This is a genomic window from Stenotrophomonas rhizophila (genome assembly GCF_003651185.1).
Lineage (GTDB): Bacteria > Pseudomonadota > Gammaproteobacteria > Xanthomonadales > Xanthomonadaceae > Stenotrophomonas > Stenotrophomonas maltophilia_Z.
Window position 1 is genome coordinate 953,729 of the sequence record NZ_RCDC01000004.1, and the last position, 15,294, is coordinate 969,022.

At 66.7% G+C, this 15,294-nt stretch carries 9 protein-coding genes and 1 pseudogene; 7 read left to right on the forward strand and 3 right to left on the reverse strand.

Annotation, left to right across the window (positions count from 1 at the left end; genetic code table 11):
- Window positions 1-540: 540 nt before the first annotated feature.
- The 5 genes from kynU (at window position 541) to BCL79_RS04355 (ending at window position 5,985) form a co-directional block, all read left to right on the forward strand.
- A complete protein-coding gene (gene kynU / locus BCL79_RS04335) occupies window positions 541-1,818 on the forward strand; it encodes a kynureninase (protein WP_121037867.1) in 1,278 nt (425 codons plus the stop codon).
- A 34-nt stretch (window positions 1,819-1,852) separates the two neighbouring features.
- Window positions 1,853-3,220, forward strand: a complete 1,368-nt coding sequence (locus BCL79_RS04340; protein WP_183073672.1) for an FAD-dependent oxidoreductase — start codon at window positions 1,853-1,855, stop codon at window positions 3,218-3,220.
- Entirely contained in the window at window positions 3,220-4,659 is a 1,440-nt protein-coding gene (gene sbcB, locus BCL79_RS04345; RefSeq protein ID WP_121037873.1) for an exodeoxyribonuclease I, read from the forward strand. The genes BCL79_RS04340 and sbcB overlap by 1 nt, the downstream gene beginning before the upstream one ends.
- Window positions 4,656-5,342 carry a DUF2461 domain-containing protein gene (locus tag BCL79_RS04350; RefSeq protein WP_121037876.1) on the forward strand — a complete coding sequence of 229 codons (687 nt, stop codon included), beginning with the start codon at window positions 4,656-4,658 and terminating at the stop codon, window positions 5,340-5,342. The genes sbcB and BCL79_RS04350 overlap by 4 nt, the downstream gene beginning before the upstream one ends.
- Window positions 5,343-5,403: 61 nt before the next feature.
- Complete coding sequence (locus BCL79_RS04355; protein WP_121037879.1) at window positions 5,404-5,985, forward strand: DUF2939 domain-containing protein; 582 nt, start codon at window positions 5,404-5,406, stop codon at window positions 5,983-5,985.
- A 48-nt stretch (window positions 5,986-6,033) separates the two neighbouring features.
- Here the strand turns inward: BCL79_RS04355 and BCL79_RS04360 are convergent, their stop codons facing one another.
- The 3 genes and pseudogenes from BCL79_RS04360 to BCL79_RS04370 form a co-directional block, all read right to left on the reverse strand.
- Window positions 6,034-6,981, reverse strand: coding sequence for a 5'-nucleotidase (locus BCL79_RS04360; protein WP_088434636.1), 948 nt, complete (start codon window positions 6,979-6,981; stop codon window positions 6,034-6,036).
- 79 nt (window positions 6,982-7,060) lie between these two features.
- On the reverse strand, window positions 7,061-7,831 hold the full coding sequence (locus tag BCL79_RS04365; protein WP_121037882.1) for an NAD kinase: 771 nt from the start codon (window positions 7,829-7,831) through the stop codon (window positions 7,061-7,063).
- Between the two features lie 278 nt (window positions 7,832-8,109).
- Window positions 8,110-13,005: pseudogene (locus BCL79_RS04370) on the reverse strand (NAD-glutamate dehydrogenase); the annotation flags it as partial.
- 374 nt (window positions 13,006-13,379) lie between these two features.
- Between BCL79_RS04370 and BCL79_RS04375 the strand changes: the two are divergent.
- Window positions 13,380-14,009 (forward strand): TetR/AcrR family transcriptional regulator, encoded by a 630-nt coding sequence (locus BCL79_RS04375; RefSeq protein ID WP_121037888.1) that lies wholly within the window; start codon window positions 13,380-13,382, stop codon window positions 14,007-14,009.
- Window positions 14,009-15,286: an efflux RND transporter periplasmic adaptor subunit gene (locus BCL79_RS04380; protein ID WP_121037891.1), complete on the forward strand. Its 1,278-nt coding sequence runs from the start codon at window positions 14,009-14,011 to the stop codon at window positions 15,284-15,286. The genes BCL79_RS04375 and BCL79_RS04380 overlap by 1 nt, the downstream gene beginning before the upstream one ends.
- The last annotated feature ends 8 nt before the right edge of the window (window positions 15,287-15,294 follow it).

Consider the following 15,294-nt stretch of genomic DNA (forward strand, 5'->3'; position numbering starts at 1 on the left):
ACTGCGACTGCGACTGCGACTGCGATTAAGTCTGGACCAGCTCCGAAAGTTGAGCGAAGACCGGCAAATTGGGTGAGCGAGCAATACCGTTGTGTCCGATCACGGCGGACAGTGCCAAGCGTCGGCAAGTGGATGCATCGTCCACCGCTGTTGGCTCACCCGGCCTCCGCGCTCAAACTGCACCAGTGAACAGTCCAAGGCGCAGGCGCCCGCCTTTTCCCGTACGCACCGACCAATTGTCAGCGGGTCGGTGTGGGTGGGTCTGCAGGACCGTGTGCGGCATGGATGCCGCACTACGAGCCTACACGGACGTACTTGCGGCGGGTCCAGCAGACCCACCCACACCGGCCCGTACACTGGAACGTCACCCCGTACGCATTGGCTTTGGCTTTGGCTTTGGCTTTGGCGTTGGCGTTGGCTCCGGCCTCCAGCTAGAGCGCCAACCACCAGCCCACGCCAAAACAGCACCGCAAGCCAGATTCAGCCCACACCCCCACCACCCGGATAAACTGTCGGCTCACTGACACCGCCGGTTGCACCATGTCCGAACTCCTCAGCCGCACCCATGCCGTTGCCCTGGACGCCGCCGACCCGCTGCGCGCCCTGCGCAACGAATTCGTCTTCCCCCAGCACAACCACCGCGACCAGACCTACTTCGTCGGCAACTCGCTGGGTCTGCAGCCGCGCGGCGCACGTGCCGCCGTCCAGGAAGTCATGGATAAATGGGCCTCGCTGGCCGTCGAAGGCCACTTCACCGGCGACACCCAGTGGCTGCACTACCACCGCCTGGTGAGCGAACAGCTCGCTCGCGTGGTGGGCGCCCTGCCCAGCGAAGTCGTGGCGATGAACACCCTCAGCGTCAACCTGCACCTGATGATGGTCAGCTTCTACCGGCCCACCGCCGAGCGCCCCGTCATCCTCATGGAGGCCGGCGCCTTCCCGACGGATCGGCATGCAGTGGAATCGCAGATCCGCTTCCATGGCTTCAACCCCGATACCGATCTGATCGAGGTGCAGCCCGATGAGCCCAACGGCACGATCTCGCTGCAGGCGATCGAACGCGCGATCACCGAACACGGGCCGCGCCTGGCGCTGGTGCTGTGGCCCGGCGTGCAGTACCGCAGTGGCCAGGTGTTCGATCTGGACGCCATCACCCGCATGGCGCGTCTGCAGGGCGCCCGCGTCGGTTTCGATCTGGCGCATTCGGTCGGCAATGTGCCGCTGCAGCTGCACGATATCGCGCCGGATTTCGCCGTGTGGTGCCATTACAAGTACCTCAACGCCGGCCCGGGCGCCGTGGCCGGCTGCTTCGTGCACGAACGCCATCACCGCGATGCCACGCTGCCGCGCTTCGCCGGCTGGTGGGGCCATGAAGAAGCCACCCGCTTCAAGATGGCGCCGCAGTTCGTGCCCGCGGTCGGTGCCGAAGGCTGGCAGCTCAGCAATCCGCCGGTGCTGGGTCTGGCCCCGCTGCGCGCTGCCCTTGATGTCGTCGACAAAGCCGGTGGCATCGATGCGCTGCGGACCAAATCGCTGCGCCTGACCGGGATGCTGGATGCGCTGGTGCGTGCGCGCCTGTCCGGTGTGCTGGAGGTGCTGACGCCTTCCGAGCCGGAGCGCCGAGGCTGCCAGCTCTCGCTGCGTGTGGCCGGTGGCCGCGAGCGCGGCCGCAGCCTGTTCGAGTACCTGCAGACCGTGGGCATGCTCGGCGACTGGCGCGAGCCCGACGTGATCCGCATCTCGCCGACACCGCTGTACAACCGCTACCTCGACCTGCACCACTTCGTCGAGGAAGTGGAAGCCTGGGCCGGTCTCTGACCCGACCGCCCTCCCCGCCCCCACGGACATCGCCTTGATCGCTACCCCCTCCCGCTCGCTGAGCATCATCGGCGCTGGCCTGGCCGGTTCATTGCTGGCCATCCTGCTGTCCCGCCAGGGCTGGCAGATCACCTTGTATGAGCGCCGCGGCGATCCGCGCGTGAGCGATTACGAGTCCGGTCGTTCGATCAATCTGGCGCTCGCCGAACGTGGCCGGCATGCGCTGCGCCAGGCCGGGGTCGAAAACGCGGTCATGGCCAAGGCGGTGATGATGCGTGGGCGCATGATTCACCCGCGCGAGGGCGAACTGCAGCTGCAGCGCTACGGGCGGGACGACAGCGAGGTGATCTGGTCGATCCATCGCAAGGACCTCAACACCACGTTGCTGCAGCTGGCCGAGGATGCCGGTGCCACCGTGCACTTCCACCGGCGCCTGCATACGGTGGACTTCGATGCGGGCTACGCACGCTTCATCGATGACCGCGACGACCAGCCGCACGATATCCGCTTCGATACCCTGATCGGGGCCGACGGTGCCGGTTCGGCGCTGCGCGCGGCGATGAACCGCAAGCAGCCGCTGGACGAGCGCATCGACTTCCTGGATCACTCCTACAAGGAGCTGGAGATCCCGCCGACCGACGATGGTGGGTTCCGGATCGAGGCCAACGCACTGCATATCTGGCCGCGCGGGCACTACATGTGCATCGCGTTGCCGAACGACGAAGGCACGTTCACGGTCACGCTGTTCCTGCCCAACGAGGGCGATCCGAGCTTTGCCACCACCAACAGCGGAGCCGAGGCCGAGGCGCTGTTCGCGCGCGACTTCCCCGATGCGCTGGCGCTTATCCCGAACCTGCGCCGCGACTGGGAGCAGCATCCGCCGGGCCTGCTCGGCACGCTGCATCTCAAGCACTGGCACATGAAGGGCCGCGCGGTGCTGATCGGCGATGCCGCGCACGCAATGGTGCCGTTCCACGGCCAAGGCATGAACTGCGCCTTCGAGGATTGCATCGCCCTGGCCGCGCATCTGCTGGAGCAGGATTCGCTGGGCGAGGCCTTCGCTGCATTCGAAGCGGACCGCAAGCCGAATGCCGAGGCGATCCAGCAGATGGCGCTGGAGAACTACCTGGAGATGCGCGACCGCGTGGCCGATCCGCAGTTCCTGCTGCAGCGCGAACTGGAACAGGCGCTGCAGGCGCGCTGGCCGACCCGCTTCGTGCCGCATTACACGATGGTCACCTTCCTGCGGACCCCGTACGCCGTTGCGATGGCGCGCACCGAGCTGCAGCGGCGCATGCTGGAGCAAGCTACTGCCGGGCACGACAGCCTGGCGCATATCGACTGGGCCGCACTGGAGCGGCTGGTCCACGAACAACTGCCCGTCCTGGAGGGTGCGCACTGATGGCCGACAGCTTCCTGTTCTATGACCTGGAAACCTTCGGTCAGGACCCGCGCCGCACGCGCATCGCGCAGTTCGCCGGTATCCGCACCGATGCCGATCTCAACATCATCGAAGAACCGGTCAGCTTCTACGTCAAACCGGCCGATGATCTGCTGCCCTCCCCGGTCGCCACCCTGATCACCGGTATCACCCCGCAGCACGCACTGAGCGCCGGCGTCACCGAGGCCGAGGCGTTCGCGCGGATCAACGACCTGATGGCGCAGCCGGGCACCTGCTCGCTGGGTTACAACACGCTGCGCTTCGACGATGAATTCGTCCGCCACGGGCTGTTCCGCAACTTCTACGACCCCTACGAGCGCGAGTGGCGCAACGGCAATTCGCGCTGGGATCTGCTGGACATGATGCGGCTGCTGCATGCGCTGCGCCCGGACGGGATTGTCTGGCCGCAGCGCGAAGACGGCGCCACCTCGTTCAAGCTCGAGCACCTGGCCACGGCCAACAACGTCCGTCAGGGCGATGCGCATGAAGCGCTGTCCGATGTGTACGCGACAATCGGCCTGGCGAAGCTGTTCAAGCAGGCCCAGCCACGGCTGTGGGACTACGCGCTGAAGCTGCGCGACAAGCGCTTCGTGGGTAGCCTGCTGGATGTGGATGCAATGCAGCCGGTGCTGCACATCTCGATGCGCTACCCCGCCCAACGCATGTGCGCCGCACCGGTACTGCCACTGGCGCGCCATCCCTTCATCAACAACCGCATCATCGCGCTCGATCTGGACGGCGATATCGAGCCGCTGCTCGATCTGCCGCCGGAAACCATCGCCGCACGCCTGTACACCCGCGCCGCCGACATGGCCGAGGGCGAGCAGCGCGTGCCGCTCAAGGAGGTGCACCTCAACAAGGTCCCGGCGCTGGTCGCCTGGAACCATCTTCGCCCGGCCGACCATGCGCGCCTGGGTATCGACCCGGCCGCAATCGAAGCCAAGGCCGAGCGGCTGCGCCAGATCGGTCCCGCACTGGCCGAGAAGGTCCGCCAGGTGTACTCCGGCGAGCGCACCCTGGCGCCAAGCGATGTCGATGCGTCGCTGTATGACGGCTTCCTGGCCGACGGCGACAAATCCCTGATGGCCCGCATCCGCACCAGCCCGCCGGCCGAACTGGCCAGCTTCGCCGAGCGCCTGCGGGATCCGCGCATGCCCGAGCTGCTGTTCCGGTACCGCGCCCGCAACTACCTGGACACCCTGGACACTACCGAGCGCTCACGCTGGAACGACTATCGTCGCCAGCGCCTGCTCGGCGATGCATCGCTGGGCGAACAGACCCTGCCGCAGTTCACCGCGCAGCTGGATGCACTGGCCGCAGAGCATGCCAACGACGCCGGCAAGCTCGCCCTGCTGCAGCAGCTGCGCGACTGGGGCACCCACCTGCAGAGCAGCCTATGAGCACCTATTTCAGCCCGGCGACCTTCACGTTCCTGCGTGGCCTGGCCCGCAACAACGACAAGACCTGGTTCAACGAGCACAAGCCGACGTACGAAGCGCACGTCCGCCAGCCGTTCCTGCGCCTGATCACCGATCTGCAGCCGGACCTGGCCGCGGTCAGCGAGCACTTCCGCGCCGACCCGCGCACCGTGGGTGGCTCGTTGTTCCGCATCTACCGCGATGCGCGCTTCTCCAACGACAAGTCGCCCTACAAGAGCTGGCAGGGCGCGCGCCTGTTCCATGAGCGCCGCAAGCAGGTTCCAGCGCCGTCGTTCTATATCCACCTGCAGCCGGGCGAGAGCTTCGTCGGCGCGGGGCTGTGGCATCCCGAGCCGGCCACCCAGCGCAAGGTGCGGCACTTCATCGTCGACAACCCCGGCAGCTGGAAGGCCGCCGCGCATTCGCCGGTGCTGCGCAAGACGTTCGATTTCGAGGAAAGCGAGAAGCTGGTCCGCGCCCCGCGCGGGTTCGAGCCGGAGTTCGAATTCATCGACGATCTCAAGCACCGCAACTGGGTGTTCTGGCGCTCGCTGGACGACGCCACGATGACCGGCCCGCGCCTGCGCCAGACCATCGCGGCCGACCTGGTCACGCTGGCCCCCTTCGTGGATTACCTGTGCGCGGCGCTGGACCTGGAGTTCTGAGCTTCACGTGCACTGACACCCGCTGGGTCAAGCTGGGCACCATGACGACAAGGCAGACCCGATGAAGAAGCTGCTCTGGTTGCTGGTCACCGTGCTGCTGGTGCTGGCCGGCATCGTGTTCAGCGGCCCCTACGTGACCGTGCATGGCCTCAGCCGCGCGATCGAACAGCGCGATACCGCCAAACTCGACCGTTACGTGGATTTTCCGATGCTGCGCGCCAACCTGCGCGCCCAGCTGAGCGATTACGTGGTCCGCCGCGCGGGTCCGGACATGCAGTCCAGCCTGTTTGGCGCGTTGCTGCTCTCGGCCGGCGACCGGCTCAGCGCGACCGCCGTAGACGCGCTGGTCACCCCCACCGGCATCGGTGCGCTGCTGGAGGGCCACACCCTGTGGAAGCGCGCCAGCAACGATCTGGACAGCCCCAGCAATGACGCCTATGCGGCGCCACGGCCGGCGCGGCCCCTGAAGGGCGCCACTCACCGATTCGAGTCGCTGTCGCGGTTCACCGCCACCACCTACACGCCGCAGGGCGCGCCGGTGGTCTTCATCCTGCAGCGCTCGGGGCTGCGCTGGCGGCTGGTCGACATCCGCCTGCCGCTCAATCCTGACACCACTGCGCCGTCGGTCCTGCCGATCCCGTAGGTACCGACCGTGGGTCGGTACACGGATCCCACGCACCCCCGTGGCGCATCAACCGTCGTTGGCCACCCCGTGCGGCACGTGCCCGGCGGCCACGCTCTGGTGCTGCAGCGCGCTGTCGATGTTGTGCTGCGAATCGTCGAAGAAGATGTCCGCGCCGAAGGCTTCCAGGAATGGGCCCTTGTGGCGGCCGCCGAGGAACAGCGCTTCGTCCAGACGCACGCCCCACTCGCGCAGCGTGCGGATCACCCGCTCGTGCGCCGGCGCCGAGCGCGCCGTCACCAGCGCAGTGCGGATCGGCGCATCTTCGCCCGAGGGGAACACGGCCTGCAGCGTATGCAGCGCCGAGAGGAAGTTGCGGAAGGGGCCACCGCTGAGCGGCTCACGGGCGTTCTCACGCTCATGGCGGCCGAAGGCTTCCACGCCCTGCTCGCGCGAGATGCGTTCGCTCTCATCGCCAAAGATCACCGCATCACCATCGAAGGCGATGCGCAGCTGGCCCAGCGGACGGCCCAGATCGACCTGTTCGGCCGCGGCGATGGTCTCGCCCGGCGGCTTGGGCAGGATGGTCGCGGCAGCGATCCCGTGCAGCAGCGCGCGCCGCACCGATTCGGGGTTGGCCGACAGGAACAGATCGGTGCCGAACGGCTTCACATACGGCCAGGTCGGCTCGCCCGCGGTGAAGGTCGCGCGGATGATGCCCAGGTCGTAGTGCTGGATCGAATTGAAGATGCGCAGGCCGGTATCGGCCGAGTTGCGCGACAGCAGGATCACTTCCACCCGCGGCTGTTCCGGTGACTGGCCCTGGTTGAGCGCGAGCAGCTTGCGCACCACCGGGAAGGCCACGCCGGGGCGCAGCACATCATCTTCGTGCTTGCGCTGGTACTCGGCGTAGGCATCGACGCCTTCGGCCTCGAACAGCGCGTGCCCCTCTTCCAGATCGAACAGGGCCCGCGACGTCACGGCAACGGTCAGCAAACGGGGGGTGTTGTCGCCCATGGCAATCAGCAATCCAATGCGGCCGCAGCGGCCGGCCAGCCATTCTCCCACAGAGCATGGCCGCCACGGCCGTGCGCCGTCAGAACATGAACTGCTCGCTCAGGATCCGGTCTTCCAGATTGTGCTCCGGGTCGAACAGCATGGTGACGCGGCGTTCGCGCGATTCACGGATGGTCACTTCCACCACATCGCGGGTTTCATGCGAATCGGCGGTGACGCTGACCGGGCGCTTGTAGGGGTCGAGAACGCGGAACCGCACTTCGGTGTCGGCCTTGAGGATCGCCCCGCGCCAGCGGCGCGGACGGTACGGCGCCAACGGGGTCAGCGCGATCGTGTGCGAGCCCAGCGGAAGGATCGGGCCATGCGCGGAATAGTTGTACGCCGTGCTGCCGGCAGGCGTGGCGACCAGCACCCCGTCGCCGATCAGCTCGGCCACGCGTTCCTGGCCGTTGAGGTCGATGCCGATATGCGCGGCCTGGCGGGTCTGGCGCAGCAGCGAGACGTCGTTGTAGGCCAGCGACCCGGTGGTGGTGCCGGACTCGGTCAGGGCCAGCATCTCCAGCGGCCGCAGGTTGGCCGGCTCGGCGGCCGCCAGGCGCGCGGGCAGATCGTCATCACGGAACTGGTTCATCAGGAACCCGACCGTGCCCAGCTTCATGCCGAACACGGGCCGATCCAGCGCGCCGTAGCGATGCAGGGTCTGCAGCAGGAAGCCATCACCGCCCAACGGGCACAGCACCTCGGCCTGCTCGGGCGCGTAGTCGCCGTAGCGGGCCCGCATCTGTGCCAGGGCGAGCTGCGCCGCTTCGGTGGAACTGGCCAGGAAGGCGATACGGGGGGTGTCGCTCATCGGTGAATCCGGGTGGGGTATGCCGGCAAGAGCATAACCGTTCGTGCCGGTCGCGGGCCGGCACGAACGGAAACGAAAACGGCCCCGCCGAAGCGGAGCCGTGTGTTTCTCATGCAATGCCGTTACCGGCCCCCCGCCCATCCCTCTGGAGCAGAGCCCCCCTGAGTCAGGGGGGCGCGCCGAAGGCGCGGGGGTCTGGACGCATCGTCTGCATGGGGCCCACGGTTTGCTAGGCAAACCGTGGGGCGTCAGCGCGAATGCGCCAACGCACCATGCGCTTACGCACCATGCGAGGCCAGCTGACCCAGGCGCTGCACCGCGACCGACACGGTCGGGTAGTCCAGGGTCTTCTGCTCGGCCAGCTCGGCCAGCATCGCCAGGGTGAAGCGCAGGCTGCTGTCATCGCGCCCCATCCAGGCGGCGACCTTGGCTTCGGCGCTGCTGCCCTTCATCGACAGGACCTGGGCAGCCAGGTTGCGATGGTGGGCGGCCAGCTCGTCGCGCAGCACGCCACGGGCCACGGCGTGCCAGCGGCCGTTGACCTCCAGCGCGTCGATCTGCTCGAACAGCCACGGCAGCTGCAGGGCGTCGCCCAGGCGGAAGTGGACCTTGGAGACGTCCACCGGCTTGAGCTTGCGGGTGCGGGCCAGCTCGATGATGTCGAACGCCGGCTCCAGGAACTGCAGTTCCGAGAGCTGCTGCGACAACGCCGGCGGCAGGCCCTTGTCCTTCCACTCCTGCACGCTGGCCTCGTAGGCCGGGCGCTGCGAATCGGGCAGCACGCCCGAGGCATCGCGGATGTCGTTGAAGGCAGCCTGGTAGCGGTTGACCGCTTCGGTGATGCCCGGCATGGCGCCCGGGCGCGAGAGCAGCCAGCGCACGAACGAACGCTGCAGCTTCCAGATCACTTCCAGCGCGTCGATCTGCACCGACTCCGGCAACGTGCCGTCGAGGGCGTCGATCTGTGCCCACAGGGCGCGTGCATCCAGCGTTTCACGGCTGATCGTGTACGCCTTGGCGACCTCGGCCACGGTGCGGCCGGTGTCTTCCTGCATGCGCATCAGGAAGGTGGCGCCCATGCGGTTGATGGTCTGGTTGGTCACGGCCGTGGCGATGATTTCGCGCTTCAGGCGGTGACGCTCCATCGCATCGGCGTACTTCTTCTGCAGCGGCGTCGGGAAGTAGCGCTGCAGCTCCTTGGACAGGTAGGGATCTTCCGGAATGTCCGACTCCAGCAGCTGCTGGAAGGCCACCAGCTTGGAGTAGGACAACAGCACCGACAGTTCCGGACGGGTCAGGCCCTGGCCACGCGCCTTGCGTGCGGACAGTTCCGCATCCGAGGGCAGGTACTCGATCTGGCGATCCAGCAGGCCCTGCTGTTCCAGCGTGCGGATGAAGTGCTGCTTGGAACCCAGGCGCTTGACCGCCATGCGTTCCATCAGGCTCAGCGCCTGGTTCTGACGGTAGTTGTCCATCAGCACCAGCGCGGCCACTTCGTCGGTCATCGAGGCCAGCAGCTTGTTGCGCTGTTCGACGGTCAACTTTTTGGCACGCACCACATCGTTGAGCAGGATCTTGATGTTGACTTCGTGATCGGAGGTGTCCACACCGGCCGAGTTGTCGATGAAGTCGGTGTTGAGCAGCACGCCGGCCTGGGCGGCTTCGATACGGCCCAGCTGGGTCATGCCCAGGTTGCCGCCCTCGCCCACCACCTTGCAGCGCAGCTCGCCGCCATTGACGCGCAGCGCGTTGTTGGCGCGGTCGCCGACATCGCTGTGCTGCTCGCTGGCCGCCTTGACGTAGGTACCGATGCCGCCGTTCCACAACAGATCGACCGGCGCCTTGAGGATCGCGCTCATCAGATCGTTCGGGGTCATCGACTTGATGCCCTCGTCCAGGCCGAGCACCTCACGCACCTGCGGGGTGATCTCGATCGACTTCAGCGTACGCGGGTACACGCCGCCGCCCTTGCTGATCAGCTTGGCATCGTAATCGGCCCAGCTGGAGCGCGGCACGGTGAACAGACGCTCGCGCTCGACGAAGGTCGTGGCCGCATCCGGGTTCGGGTCCAGGAAGATGTGGCGGTGATCGAATGCAGCCACCAGGCGGATGTGGCGCGACAACAGCATGCCGTTGCCGAACACGTCGCCGGACATGTCGCCCACGCCGACCGCGGTGAAGTCCTGGCTCTGGCTGTCACGGCCCAGCGCACGGAAGTGGCGCTTGACCGACTCCCACGCACCGCGGGCGGTGATGCCCATGCCCTTGTGGTCGTAACCGACCGAGCCACCGGAGGCGAACGCATCGCCCATCCAGAAGCCGTGCGCCACGGCCAGGCCGTTGGCGATGTCGGAGAAGGTCGCGGTGCCCTTGTCGGCGGCCACCACCAGGTACGGGTCGTCCATGTCGTGGCGGACCACGTCCACCGGCGGCACGATCTTGTTGTTGACGATGTTGTCGGTGATGTCCAGCAGGCCCTGGATGAACAGCTTGTAGCAGGCCACGCCGTTGGCGAACACCGCATCACGGTCACCGTTGACCGGCGGCATCTTGGCGAAGAAGCCGCCCTTCGCGCCGACCGGCACGATCACGGTGTTCTTGACCATCTGTGCCTTGACCAGGCCCAGCACCTCGGTACGGAAATCTTCGCGACGGTCCGACCAGCGCAGGCCGCCACGGGCAACGGCACCGAAACGCAGGTGGGTACCTTCCACGCGCGGGCCGTACACGAAGATTTCGCGGTACGGGCGCGGCTTGGGCAGGTCCGGCACCAGCGCCGAATCGAACTTGAAGCTGATGACGTGGCCCGGGCGGCCCTCGGCATCGGTCTGGTAGTAGCTGGTGCGCAGGGTCGCATCGATCACGCCCATGAAGCTGCGCAGGATGCGGTCTTCATCGAGGCTGGAGACGCGGTCCATCAGCTTGAGCAGCGCATCGCGCGCGGCGTCCATCTGCACGGTGCGGTCGCCCTTGCGCGCATCGACCACGGTCTTGAGCACTTTCAGGGTGGCTTCGTCACCGCCGGCGAGCACGGTCAGGTGCGCGCGCAGCTGGGCTTGGCCCTCGGCGATCGCGTCCTTGCTCTCGTGGCCGGTGGCCGGATCGAAGCGGGCTTCGAACAGCTCCACCAGCAGGCGGGCCAGCAGCGGGTAACGGGTGAAGGTGCCTTCCACATAGGCCTGCGAGAACGGCACGCCGGTCTGCAGCAGGTACTTGCAGTAGCCACGCAGCATCGCGACCTGGCGCCAGTGCAGACCGGCGGCGAGCACGAGGCGGTTGAAGCCATCGTTCTCCGCATCGCCGTGCCACACGCGGGCAAAGGTTTCACCGAAGGCGGCATCAACGCTCGGCGCATCGATCGCCCCGGCCACCGATTCCACTTCGAAGTCCTGCACGTACACCGGGGCGTTATCGACCGTCAGACGGTACGGACGCTCGGCGATGACACGCAGGCCCATGTTTTCCATCATCGGCAGCGCATCGGACAGCGGGATATCGTCCAGCTGGCGATACAGCTTCAGGCGCAGGCCATCGCCGCCTTCGCGCTGCACGGCCTGCAGGCTCAGGCGCAGATCGTCCGGGCCGGTCAGCGCATCCAGCTGGCTGACGTCATTGGCGGCGATCTCGGTGCTGGAGTCTTCGATGTAGCCGGCCGGCAACGCCTTGCCGATACGCGCCGCGATGCGCAGGCCTTCGCCCTCACCGTGACGGGCCACCAGCGCTTCGCGCAGATCGTCCTGCCAGTTGCGCAGCACCTGGGCAAGCTTCTGCTCCAGTGCGCTGGTATCCACTTCCAGGGTCTGGCCAGCCTTCGGGCGCACGATCAGGTGCACCTGGGCCAGCGGCGACTCACCGAGCACGACCGAGCTGTCCACGTACTCGCCCTGCAGGGCGTCCTTGAGCATGGCTTCGATGCGCAGGCGCACATCGGTGTTGAAGCGTTCGCGCGGCAGGTACACCAGCGCGGAGATGAAACGGCTGTACTTGTCACGGCGCAGGAACAGACGGCTGCGCACGCGCTCCTGCAGGCCCAGCACGCCCATGGCGGTGCGGAACAGTTCGTCCTCGCTGGACTGGAACAGCTCTTCGCGCGGCAGGGTTTCCAGGATGTGGCGCAGGGCCTTGCCGCTGTGGCTGCTCGGTGCCAGGCCGGACTTGCTCATCACGTATTCGTGGCGCTGGCGCACCAGCGGGATTTCCCACGGGCGGCGGTTGTACGCGCTGGAGGTGAACAGACCCAGGAAGCGCTGCTCGCCGATGATCTTGCCCTTGGCGTCGAATTCGAGCACGCCGATGTAATCCATGTAACCGGCGCGATGCACGCGCGAGCGGGCATTGGTCTTGGTCAGGATCAGCGCGTCCTTCAACCCGGTGGTGGCATTGAGGCCCTGCGCGGCGAGGGTCTTGACCGGACGTGCAGCGGACTTGTCCTGCCCGCGCATCAGGCCCAGGCCGGTGTCGTTCAACGGCGCCAGCACGTCTTCCTTGCCCTGCTTCTCGACGCGGTATTCGCGGTAACCGAAGAAGGTGAAGTGGTTGTCGGCGGCCCAGCGCAGGAACTCCTGCGCCTCAGCGCGCGAGGCGGCATCGACGGGCAGCTGGCGGCTGCCGAGGTCATCGGCCAGGCTCTGCGCCTTGGCACGCATCGCGTCCCAATCGCGGACGATGGCACGCACCTCGTCCAGCGCCTTGATGATCGCCTTCTCGACGTCGGCCATCGCCTCGGCCGGCTGGCGGTCGATCTCCAGCAGCATCACCGATTCGGCGGTGCCGTCGCTGACACCGGTCAGCTTGCCGGCCTTGTCACGCGCGAAACGGATCACCGGGTGACCCAGCACGTGCACGCCGACGCCATGCTCGGCCAGCGACATCGTGACGGTGTCGACCAGGAACGGCATATCGTCGTTGACGATCTGCAGCACCGTGTGCGGCGACTCCCACCCGTTGCTCTTCAGCGTCGGGTTGAACACGCGGACGTTGGCCTTGCCGGACTTGCGCACGCGCGCAAATTCCAGCGTGTCCGCTGCCAGTGCAGCCCACTCCTCGGCGCTGTGGTGCGGGAACTCGTCCGCCTCCATGCGCTTGTAGAAGTCGGCGGCAAAAGCCACTGCCTCGGCCTGCCCGGCCGACGGGTAGCGCTTGCGCAAGGCCGTGTACACCGGCTCCAGCGAGAAGCCCACTGGCGAAACAGTCTGCGTATCGGCTGGTTTGGATTTGTTTTTCACGGTCTTGGCTGCTGGTTTCTGCGGTTTCATGACGGAGCGGTGCGTGTTGCTCAGTTGGGAAAATGAAATTGTAGGCCTACCGCACAGAAATACCTTGCTGCAGGACGGAATAAGGTGATTCGGGTTGGGTCCCGTTTACATCGCCACCGTCAATTCGGCCGGGTACGGATCAACGCATCGGGGTTTCATCCGACGCAGCATCGGCCGCGTCGGTTACAACGTGACGTTGGTCATCAAACGCGACGGAAAGACAAGGCTTCTACAATTCTGAACTGGACGGTATAGTCCACCCCGTGACTCCCCCACCCCCCGCCGCCAGCGCCATGGACGCGCGCGATCATCGCGTGTTCGATGCTGTGCGCGAACTGCTGGCCAGCCAGGGCATGCAATTGAGCATGGACGCCGTGGCCCAGCACGCGGGCTGCTCCAAGCAGACGCTCTACAGCCGCTACGGCAGCAAGCAGGAACTGCTGCGCCGGGTGATGCAGCGGCATGTCTGCCGCGCGACCGCCGGGCTGCGCTCACTCGACGGTGATGACCTGCGTGGCAGCCTGCTGCAGTTCGCCAACGACTACCTGGACCATTTCAACCAGCCGCATGTGGTCCAGGCCCGAAGGCTGATCGCGACAGAATCCAGCCAGTTCCCCCAGGAAGCCCGTACCCTCTATCAGGACGGCGCCGGGGCCCTGGCGCTTCACGTATCTGAATGGCTGGCAACACGCTCTGCCCGCGGCCAATTGAGGCATGACGACCCGCACTTCATGGCTGAACTGCTATTGAGCATGATCGCCGGCTTGGATGTCGAAAAACAGCGCTTCCATATCCCCCATCGCGCTGACGCCGCCGTGCGCCGCCGCTGGGCAGAATTCTCCGTTGACAGCTTCCTGCGCGCGTTCGCCGCGCCCGAAGCCGCCACGGCTTCGTATTCAAACCAACACCGGAGCTTCTCCTGATGATCGCCCCACTCCGCACCCTTGCCCTGACGTGCGCAGTCGCCCTTGCGTTGACCGCCTGCAAGAAGGAAGAGCAGCAGGCCCCGCCGCCGCCGGAGGTGGGCGTGATCGAGGCCAAGCCGCAGACCCTGCCGTTGCAGCGTGAACTGGTCGGCCGTCTGTCGCCGTTCCGCAGTGCCGACGTCCGGGCCCGCGTGCCGGGCGTGCTGCTCAAGCGCGTCTATCAGGAAGGCTCGGATGTGAAGGAAGGCCAGGTGCTGTTCCTGATCGATCCGGCTCCCCTGCGTGCCTCGCTCAATGCTGCGCAGGCCGAACTGGCCTCGGCCCAGGCCACCGCCGCCAATGCCAAGGCCGCTGCCAACCGCGCCCGCTCGCTGGCGCCGCAGGCCTACGTCTCCAAGTCCGACCTGGATGCAGCCGAAGCCACCGAGCGCACTGCCGCTGCCGCCGTGCAGCAGGCCCAGGCCTCGCTGGCCAGCGCGAAGATCAACCTCGGCTATGCCGAAGTGCGCTCGCCGATCAGCGGCCGCGCTGGCAAGCAGCAGGTCACTGAAGGTGCGCTGGTTGGCCAGGGCGATGTGACCCTGCTGACCACCGTGGATCAGCTCGACCCGCTGTACGTGAACTTCTCGATGAGCGTGGATGAGTTGACCCAGATGCGCGCAGCCCAGGCCAAGGGCGCACTGGCCCTTAGTGGTGACGGCAAGTCCACCGTGCAGGTGAAGCTGGCTGACGGCACCGTCTACGACCAGCCGGGCACACTGGATTTCTCCTCGACCACGGTCGACCCGGCCACCGGCGCGGTCTCGCTGCGCGCGGTGCTGCCCAACCCGCAGCAGATCCTGCTGCCGGGTGCCTTCGTCAGCTTCCAGGCGACCCTGGGTGAGCGCAACAACGCCTACCTGGTGCCCCTGCAGGCGCTGCAGCGCGACACCACCGGCGGCTACGTGCTGGTGGTGGGCAAGGACGGCAAGGTTGCCCGCAAGAATGTGAAGAGCGAAGGCCAGCAGGGCAGCAACTGGCTGGTCAGCGGTGGTCTGGATGCCGGCGATCAGGTGATCGTGGCCGGCGTACAGAAGGTCAAGGAAGGCGAACCGGCCAAGGCCGCCCCGTGGAACCCGGCCGCCGGCAACGGCAATGGCCAGGCGCCGGCGGGTGCTGCCCCGGCAGGTACTGCTCCGGCGGCTGCCGCCAAGCCCGATGCCGCGGCCGCCCCGGCTGATGCCGCCGCCGCAAAGTCCGACGCCGCTCCGGCTGCCGAACCGAACAAGCAATAACGGGAATC

Bases quoted from the DNA above. Each gene is read 5' to 3' on its own strand.
- kynU (WP_121037867.1), top strand. From the start codon at position 541: ATGTCCGAACTCCTCAGCCGCACCCATGCCGTTGCCCTGGACGCCGCC.
- sbcB (WP_121037873.1), top strand. From the start codon at position 3,220: ATGGCCGACAGCTTCCTGTTCTATGACCTGGAAACCTTCGGTCAGGAC.
- BCL79_RS04350 (WP_121037876.1), top strand. From the start codon at position 4,656: ATGAGCACCTATTTCAGCCCGGCGACCTTCACGTTCCTGCGTGGCCTG.
- BCL79_RS04355 (WP_121037879.1), top strand. From the start codon at position 5,404: ATGAAGAAGCTGCTCTGGTTGCTGGTCACCGTGCTGCTGGTGCTGGCC.
- BCL79_RS04360 (WP_088434636.1), bottom strand. From the start codon at position 6,981: ATGGGCGACAACACCCCCCGTTTGCTGACCGTTGCCGTGACGTCGCGG.
- BCL79_RS04365 (WP_121037882.1), bottom strand. From the start codon at position 7,831: ATGAGCGACACCCCCCGTATCGCCTTCCTGGCCAGTTCCACCGAAGCG.
- BCL79_RS04375 (WP_121037888.1), top strand. From the start codon at position 13,380: ATGGACGCGCGCGATCATCGCGTGTTCGATGCTGTGCGCGAACTGCTG.
- BCL79_RS04380 (WP_121037891.1), top strand. From the start codon at position 14,009: ATGATCGCCCCACTCCGCACCCTTGCCCTGACGTGCGCAGTCGCCCTT.